Genomic DNA, 5,770 nt, shown 5'->3' with positions numbered 1-5,770 from the left:
CGGCGCCGCCGACCCGGCCCGCAGCGCCGGGAGGAGTGGCCGGCGGGGGGAAACCACCTGGTGGCGTGGGTGGCCGGTAGCCCGGCGGGGGCTGCTCGCCGGGGGTCCGGGGTGGCTGGGGTCCGGGTCGTGGCGGCCGGCCCGGCGGGCCGCCTTGCGGCGGAGGCGGGTCGTAGCTCACCGGAAAACCTCCCAAACCGAACGTTCCAGGACTACACGGTGCTTCAGGGACCTGCTCGGTTACGTTAACGTGTTCATCCAGCAGTGGACGTGAACTCGCGCCACTGGAGGCCTATCCACCCGTCAGGCGAGGACAGCATGCCCAAGTCCAAGGTCCGCAAGAAGGCCGTCTACACGGCGCCTGCCGATCGCCGCACCCCGGTGAAGGTCAAGGCAGCGGGGCCGTCGCACCCCGTCTACGTCGCCGTGATGCTCGGCATGATGCTGTTGGGGCTGGCGTGGCTGGTGGTCAACTACATCGCGGGCGAGAAGGTCCCGGTGATGATGGACCTCGGGTCCTGGAACTTCGGCATCGGATTCGCCCTGATGATCGTCGGCTTGCTGATGACCATGAAATGGCGCTGACCACGCGCTACGCCGAGTGGCCGACGGCCCGGACGTGCACCACGTCCGGGCCGTTCCACGTTCCCCGGTAGTTCACCTGGTTCACCGGACGGTCACCGAAGCACACGGGTGTAAGTCATCCCCAATGGGGACAACTCCTGTGGACAACTTTGCGCCAATTTGCACAAGCCCCGGTCGGGGGCTCCAGTTGTCCACAAGTGCGGCAGACTCGGAAGCGTGAACCCACCGCGTTCCTGGTCACCCCAACCCGGCATGGTCGGCCTCGCCTGGGGCCTCGCCGCCGTGTCACTGCTGGTCACGATCATCGGCTCCGACCCGACCGGTCGGGTCTTCCTGTGCCTCGCCACGCTGCTCCTGCTCGCGCTGGGCGCCTACGGCACCTTCGTGCGCCCGAGGCTCCTGGTGGACGACTCAGGGCTCACCGTGCGCACCCTGACGGGCGCCAGGCTGCTGCCCTGGCACGAGGTGAAGGTCCGCCTGGCCCGCACCCGCCGGCTGGGCCGGGAAACGGCCACGCTGGAGCTGGACTGGAAGCGCGGCGAGGACGAGGAGCTGTTCGTCTTCACCCCGATGGACCTCGGCACCGACCCGCGCGACGTGGCCGACGTCCTCCACGCCCTCCGACCGTAGGACCGCCACGTCCGGGTGACCGGCGGCACGTCAGCCCAGCTGGCCGGTCCGCACGAACGCCATCACCACGATCAGCGCGAACGCGCCGCCGACCGCCAGGGCGTGCCACCGCTCCCGCCGCACCGCCGGCGCGTACACCAGCCCGGCCGTCACCGCCGAGCCGATCACGAACCCGCCGCCGTGCGCGAGCAGCGAGAGGTTGGGCTGGAAGAAGCTGAACACCGTGGCCAGGACGACCACGCTCAGCACGAAGCCGAAGTCGAACCGCCCCCGCACCGCGGCCAGCAGCAACGCGCCCATCAGGCCGTACACGGCGCCCGAGGCGCCCGCCACGCTCACGTCCACGCTGTCGAACAGGTACACGGCGAGCCCGCCGCCGAGCTGCGACAGCAGGTACACCGCCAGGAACCTCAGCCGGCCGAACTCCGGCTCCAGCTTCTGCCCCAGGATGTGCAGCGCGACCATGTTGAACGCCAGGTGCAACGGCCCCACGTGCAGGAACCCGTACGTGAGCAGCCGCCACCACTCGCCGAAGTACACCGCCGCCGGCCACATCTCCAGGTCGGCGAACTCCCGCGACTGGTAGTTCTCCCACAGCGAGCCCGCCAGCAGGGCGGACGCGAGGAACGCGACCACGTTCACCGCGATCAGCACCCGCGTGACGACCATGCCGCCGGTCACCTCGGCGCCGACGAACGTCCGCGGTCGGCGCACCGTGCGCCGGCCCTCGTTCACGCAGTCGACGCACTGGTAGCCCACGGACGCGTCGCGCAGGCACTCCGGGCACGAGGGCCGGTCGCAGCGGACGCACCGCAGCCCGGTGGCCCGATCGGGGTGGCGGACGCAGACCGGCTGGTCCGGCCGCGCCCCGACCGGCTCACCGGGCGGCGGGGAGTTCGGCGAATCGGCCACTCAGGCCCGCTCGACCGAGACCTTCTCGATCACCACGTCGGTGACGGGACGGTCGCCGGCGCCGGTCGGCAGCGCGCCGATCGCGTCCACGACGTTGCGCGACTCCTGGTCCGCGACCTCGCCGAAGATCGTGTGCTTGAAGTTCAGCCACGTGGTCGGCGCGACCGTGACGAAGAACTGCGAGCCGTTGGTGTTGGGGCCCGAGTTGGCCATCGCCAGCAGGTACGGCTTGTTGAACTGGAGCTCCGGGTGGAACTCGTCGGCGAACTTGTAGCCGGGGCCGCCGCGGCCGGTGCCGGTCGGGTCGCCGCCCTGGAGCATGAAGCCCGCGATCACGCGGTGGAAGATCGCACCGTCGTAGAACGGGCCGGTCTGCTCACCCTTCGCGTTGGGCTCGGAGTAGTTCTTCGTGCCCTCGGCCAGGCCGACGAAGTTGGCCACCGTCTTGGGAGCGTGGTCGGGGAAGAGGTTGATGCGGATGTCGCCCTGCGAGGTGTGCAGGGTCGCCGTCACCTTGGTCCCGACGAACGATTCGTTGCTGTCTGCCACGCACACCATCGTGCCATCACCGGGCGAGGTGGTTGGGGAAGGGGCACGATGGGTACAGCCTGGTACGTGACTGACCGACAGCTGCTGGAGCGAGATATGGATGAGGTAGACGCCATGACCCGGGCCGGGGAGTCGGTCGGCAAGGCGGTGCGCGCAGCCCGCCTCGGTGCCGTCCGCGCTGGTCACGTCGGTGCTAGCGCGGCCGTGCAACTCGCGGAACGCGCCGAGGGCAAGCTCGCCGAGCGCGGTGTGACCAAGGACTTCGTCCGGGGTGTCGTCGCCGACAAGGCGGGTCTGCTGGTGGAGAAGGCCGAAGAGGTCGAGAAGTCCACCCGCCGGAGCCGCAAGCAGCTCGCGAAGAGGGCCAAGGGCGTCCGCAAGGACGTCGTGAAGGCCGCCGAGCGGGCGCGCAAGGAGGCGAAGGTCCGCGCGAAGGACGTCCGCAAGGCCGCGAAGCAGGCGCGCAAGGAGATGGCGTCGGCCAAGCAGCCCAACCGCCGCCGCTGGCCGTGGGTGCTCGGCGTGTTCATCGCCGCCGCGGTCGCGGGGTACGTGGCGCTGACCAAGCGGCCGCAGGAGGTGCGGTTGCAGGAGGAGGACGTGGAGATCACGGCCGAGCCCACCGACCGCCCGACCACCACTCCGGGGGCGACGACCGAGACCGTGCACGCGGCCCGCAACGGCCAGGTCTCGGACCAGCACAGCCGCAGCTGACCGCCACCGGCACCTCGCGCCCGCCCCGCTCCGGGACGGGCGCGAAGCCGTGCGTCAGAGGCCGAGGTTGCCGACGACCGTCTCGGCGATCCGGCGCGTCTTGATCGTCTGCTTCTGGTTGCTGGTCACGACCACCGCCGCGCCGTCCTTGGAGACCGCGTAGACCGCGCCCGTGTCCGTGGTCACCGCCCCGCCCGTCCAGCCGTCGGGCGCCGTCGCCGGGTTGGACGACGCCACCGGCGCCGCCCGGTCGACCACGGCCTTCGCCGTCTCCGGGTCGCCCTGGAACACCCAGACGGACAGCTGCACGTCCTTGGCGTTCGCGTAGAAGAAGCACGCCGGGTTGGGCCGGTCTGCGGACAGCCGAACCCTCGGCGCGAGCTGGCCGTTCGCCTCCTGCACGAAGGAGGACGCCAGGTAGGGGCACTGGCCGTCGGCGGTCGGCTCCGGCACGGGTGGCGGTCCGGCGGGTGTCGTGGTCGTCGTGGTCGCCGCCGCGCTGGTCGTGGCGGGAGGGGCCGCGGCGGGTTCGGCGGTGCCGCAGGCGGTCAAGGCGCCGATGACCAGCAGGGAAGGCAGGGTGGTGTGCAGCACTCGGTTCATAGGGCAGCCAGTCAATCAGATGCAAGAAGGTGAATCGACACCGTGACCACCTAGGCACATAACGTCATGCCCGTTAGCGTTGTCCTCACCCTGCCGGCCGCCCCTGCAATGTGAGGACTGAGTCAAGATGACCATCTTTGACCGCGGTCGAGACCAAGCCATCGCTGTGTTCCGGATTGTGATCGGCGTGCTGTTCATGTGCCACGGCGCGCAGAAGCTGTTCGGCGTGCTCGGGTCCAAGGGTGCCGTGTCGATCACCGACTGGCCTGCCGGCCCGGCCGGTCTGATCGAGTTCGTCGGTGGCGCGATGATCGTCATCGGCCTCGGCACCCGGTACGCCGCGCTGCTCTCTTCCGGTGCGATGGCCTACGCGTACTTCGTCGTCCACCAGCACGCCGGGCTCCTGCCCATCCAGAACAAGGGCGAGCTGGCCGCGGTGTACGCGTGGGTGTTCCTGCTGCTGGCGTTCACCGGTCCCGGCGCTTGGGCCGTGGACAAGGTGATCGCCGCGCGCAAGCGGGAACAAGCGTTGGTCAACGCGTAACAGTGGGCAGAACGAGGGCCCGCACCCAGCGGCATTGGGTGCGGGCCCTCACTTGTTGCCTTCCGCGATCGCGGCCCCGGCGAACCGGGACCACACTCCCAGTAAACACGAGACCCGAAACTTTCGCCCCCGCCCGACGGGGTCAAACCTTCACAGTCACCGAACGCCCCCAGACGGCCCACCGCTCAGCCCGCCACCGGCGACTCCACCACGTGGCCTTCCGGCCCGCAGTCCGGGCACCAGCGGCCCCACTTCGTGGCCCCCCAGCCCGCAGTCGCGGGGGTCCGGGGGCGCAGCGCCCCGGAGGGGGTTCCGGGGGTGAAGCCTCCCGGGCGAGGCCTGGGGGTCGCACCCCCAGAAAAAGCGACGAGCGAGGCAGGTTCGCGCTTTCCGCGAACACACCTCGCTCATGAGCTCGTGGAGACGAGGGGAATCGAACCCCTAACCCCCGCCTTGCAAAGGCGGTGCTCTGCCAATTGAGCTACGTCCCCTCACGGGGGCGGCAGATGGACCGCCCTCGCGGGTCAGACCGTGGGAGCCGTGGCCTCGCGCCACAAGTCGTCGTCGGCCTTGGCCGAGCGGCTGCGCTTGACGAAGAACAGGACCGCACCGGCGACTGCGACTAGTGCGATGATCTTCTTCACGGCGATTCCCCTCTGCAACACCTGTGAACTTCCGGTGGGCCTAGGAGGACTCGAACCTCCGACCTCTTCGTTATCAGCGAAGCGCTCTAACCGTCTGAGCTATAGGCCCTCGGGGCAACGACGGCAAGACTACAGCACCTCCCGTCGCCGCCCCAAATCGGGTGGTGACCCGGTCACTCGCGCTCGGACAAGGTCACTTCCAGGCCGCCCGCAAGATCAGCCGACACGTTGTAGACGAACGACCCGACGGTCGCCAGGGCGGTGAACAGGACGATGTTCACCGCGCCCACGATGGCCGCCACGCCGAACACGCGACCGGCGCTGATCAGCGGGTCACCGCTGGGCTCGTTGCCCTGGAGCAGGTCGTTCGCGGTGTTGTTGATCTTGTCCCACACGCCCATGCCGTTCAGCACGCCGTACAGCACGCCGACCGCCACGAGCCAGACGAAGAACAGCGCCACGCTCAGCACCAGGGCCAGCTTCAGCACCGACCACGGGTCGACCCGCTTGACCTGCAGGCTCGCCCGGCGCGGCCCGCGCCCCGGACGGCGGGCCGACGGCGCGGCGGCCGGACGACCGCCGTTGGCCG

Annotated in this window: 8 protein-coding genes, 2 tRNA genes and 1 pseudogene; 4 read left to right on the top strand and 7 right to left on the bottom strand. The window is 69.9% G+C overall.

Annotated elements, in window-relative coordinates:
- Positions 1-318 precede the first annotated feature (318 nt).
- Positions 319-585 (top strand): cell division protein CrgA, encoded by a 267-nt coding sequence (gene crgA, locus ACFQ3T_RS33785; RefSeq protein WP_053714567.1) that lies wholly within the window; start codon positions 319-321, stop codon positions 583-585.
- A 216-nt stretch (positions 586-801) separates the two neighbouring features.
- Positions 802-1,215: a PH domain-containing protein gene (locus tag ACFQ3T_RS33780; protein WP_380729748.1), complete on the top strand. Its 414-nt coding sequence runs from the start codon at positions 802-804 to the stop codon at positions 1,213-1,215.
- Positions 1,216-1,245: 30 nt separating this feature from the next.
- Here the strand turns inward: ACFQ3T_RS33780 and ACFQ3T_RS33775 are convergent, their stop codons facing one another.
- Together ACFQ3T_RS33775 and ACFQ3T_RS33770 are read right to left on the bottom strand one after the other, a co-directional pair.
- On the bottom strand, positions 1,246-2,127 hold the full coding sequence (locus ACFQ3T_RS33775) for a rhomboid family intramembrane serine protease (RefSeq protein ID WP_380729746.1): 882 nt from the start codon (positions 2,125-2,127) through the stop codon (positions 1,246-1,248).
- Entirely contained in the window at positions 2,128-2,676 is a 549-nt protein-coding gene (locus ACFQ3T_RS33770; protein WP_380729744.1) for a peptidylprolyl isomerase, read from the bottom strand.
- A gap of 204 nt (positions 2,677-2,880) precedes the next feature.
- Here ACFQ3T_RS33770 and ACFQ3T_RS33765 point away from each other — a divergent pair, with 204 nt between their 5' ends.
- Positions 2,881-3,390 (top strand): hypothetical protein, encoded by a 510-nt coding sequence (locus tag ACFQ3T_RS33765; RefSeq protein ID WP_380729742.1) that lies wholly within the window; start codon positions 2,881-2,883, stop codon positions 3,388-3,390.
- A 54-nt stretch (positions 3,391-3,444) separates the two neighbouring features.
- On the opposite strand, the gene ACFQ3T_RS33760 is transcribed toward ACFQ3T_RS33765, so the two are convergent.
- Positions 3,445-3,993, bottom strand: a complete 549-nt coding sequence (locus ACFQ3T_RS33760; RefSeq protein ID WP_380729740.1) for a DUF2020 domain-containing protein — start codon at positions 3,991-3,993, stop codon at positions 3,445-3,447.
- A 166-nt stretch (positions 3,994-4,159) separates the two neighbouring features.
- Here ACFQ3T_RS33760 and ACFQ3T_RS33755 point away from each other — a divergent pair, with 166 nt between their 5' ends.
- A complete protein-coding gene (locus ACFQ3T_RS33755) occupies positions 4,160-4,537 on the top strand; it encodes a DoxX family protein (protein WP_380729738.1) in 378 nt (125 codons plus the stop codon).
- A 418-nt stretch (positions 4,538-4,955) separates the two neighbouring features.
- Here ACFQ3T_RS33755 and ACFQ3T_RS33750 read toward each other — a convergent pair.
- The 4 genes and pseudogenes from ACFQ3T_RS33750 to ACFQ3T_RS33735 form a co-directional block, all read right to left on the bottom strand.
- Positions 4,956-5,028: transfer RNA gene (locus ACFQ3T_RS33750), tRNA-Ala, on the bottom strand.
- A gap of 39 nt (positions 5,029-5,067) precedes the next feature.
- Positions 5,068-5,181: pseudogene (locus tag ACFQ3T_RS33745) on the bottom strand (DLW-39 family protein); the annotation flags it as partial.
- Positions 5,182-5,216: 35 nt separating this feature from the next.
- Positions 5,217-5,290: transfer RNA gene (locus tag ACFQ3T_RS33740), tRNA-Ile, on the bottom strand.
- 64 nt (positions 5,291-5,354) lie between these two features.
- A partial coding sequence (locus ACFQ3T_RS33735) for a DUF3566 domain-containing protein (RefSeq protein WP_380729736.1) occupies positions 5,355-5,770 on the bottom strand: 416 nt, incomplete at its 5' end.

The organism is Saccharothrix hoggarensis, from assembly GCF_042678885.1.
Lineage (GTDB): Bacteria > Actinomycetota > Actinomycetes > Mycobacteriales > Pseudonocardiaceae > Actinosynnema > Actinosynnema hoggarensis.
This window is presented reverse-complemented; position numbering and strand designations above follow the sequence as displayed.